Source organism: Ruminococcus sp. 210702-SL.1.03 (assembly GCF_020559915.1).
In the GTDB taxonomy this organism is placed as follows: Bacteria; Bacillota; Clostridia; order Oscillospirales; family Ruminococcaceae; genus YE71.
The window spans coordinates 1-1,563 of the sequence record NZ_JAJCLZ010000081.1; the positions used below are offsets into that span (position 1 = coordinate 1).

At 33.4% G+C, this 1,563-nt stretch carries 2 protein-coding genes; both read left to right on the forward strand.

What is annotated here, in order from left to right:
• A partial coding sequence (locus LI114_RS13410) for an ATP-binding protein (RefSeq protein WP_227221085.1) occupies positions 1–1,232 on the forward strand: 1,232 nt, incomplete at its 5' end.
• 138 nt (positions 1,233–1,370) lie between these two features.
• Positions 1,371–1,556, forward strand: coding sequence for a hypothetical protein (locus tag LI114_RS13415; RefSeq protein WP_227221086.1), 186 nt, complete (start codon positions 1,371–1,373; stop codon positions 1,554–1,556).
• The last annotated feature ends 7 nt before the right edge of the window (positions 1,557–1,563 follow it).

Sequence of the window (1,563 nt, forward strand, 5' to 3'; positions counted from 1 at the left end):
AGAGCATGGTTATAGTTTTCTATTTGTACAATATGATGAAAGAGGATTATAGATTTCGAAAAAAAGCATTGATTCCAGCAGTAATGCTCGGTTTTATTTTACTTGGTTCGGTAACTTTATTTTTTGAGTATCCATCGGTTCATTTGATTGCTACTTTTGTATTGATGATGGTGATCTCAAGCTTTATGTTTGAATGTAAAATCGGAAAAAGAGTATTCTGTTCTTCAATATTTTTGATAATAATACTTGCCTCAGAATCACTTCCAATGGGAATTTTATATATGCTCAATTTTGGAAGCCCATTAGAACAATTAACTTCAGGAGCCGGTAGATATATCGGAATGACTTGTTCAAAGCTATTTTGTTTCTGGTTTTCGGTGTATGTAGTAGAGTACTCTAAAAACAAGCAGAAGGATATTCCTATTAAAAATTGGCTGTCAATTATATTGATACCCATTTTAAGCGTAGTCATTCTCAATGGTATTTTTGTATCATATGGTTTAAATCACAGACAGACGATAAATTATTTGATTACTGTGATTGGATTACTGGCGCTCAATCTGTTCGTATTTAACTTTTTTGATACATATGCAAACCAACTGAAAATGAAAGTCATGGAGCAAAGGCTAAAATCAGAAGAAGAAAATTATATGCTCATTGAAAACAAGTACAATGAGATAAGACAGTTAAAGCATGATATTAGTAATCAGATATCTGCGGCAAAATCCATGTTTAGTGATGGAAATCCAAAAGAAGCAATAAAACATCTGGACAAGTTATCAGATAGCTTATCAGATGCAGGCAGAATATGCTATACAGGTATTTCAGCCGTTGATGCTATTATTAATATGAAATGGCAGGAGGCATTGAATAAAAGCATACAATTCACAACTAAAATTAACGTGTTTGAATCAATATCCATAGATAATATGCTGCTTTGTCGGATACTTTCTAATCTTTTTGATAATGCAATTGAGGGGGCCGAACGTTGTTCGTGTGTCAATAAATATATCTACATTTCATTGATACAAATTGATAATAAACTTAGAATTTGCGTTATGAATTCATCAGATGAGGTTGATACTCAAAACCTTAAATCCAGTAAATCGGGAAACGGATTACACGGTATAGGTGTAAGCAGTATAAAAAAGGCAGTGGATCAGCTCAATGGAGTTGCGTCTTTTGAATGGGAGGATGAAACATTCACAGCTGATATATTAATAGAATATTAACGAAAGCAGCAAATAACGTCAAAAAAAGAGATTTGGCGCAAATGGCTTGAAAATCATAAATAGTATACGCTATACTGAAAACTAGGAACAGCTAGAAAAAGTATAGCGTATTTTTTTATTTTGGAGAGCAATTAATCAATGAGAAGACCGGATCAGGAAACAAAGAGAGGAATAATCATAACGTTGATTCTCAGCACAATCTACGGCATAACGACATTGGTAACAGGTCAAGCCTGCAGCATAACCTATTGTCAGCCGAAGGAGCCGGAGAATTTGCATAAATTTTTGAAAAAGAAAAGGGGTGAAGAATATGAAAGCAATTAAAAAGCTT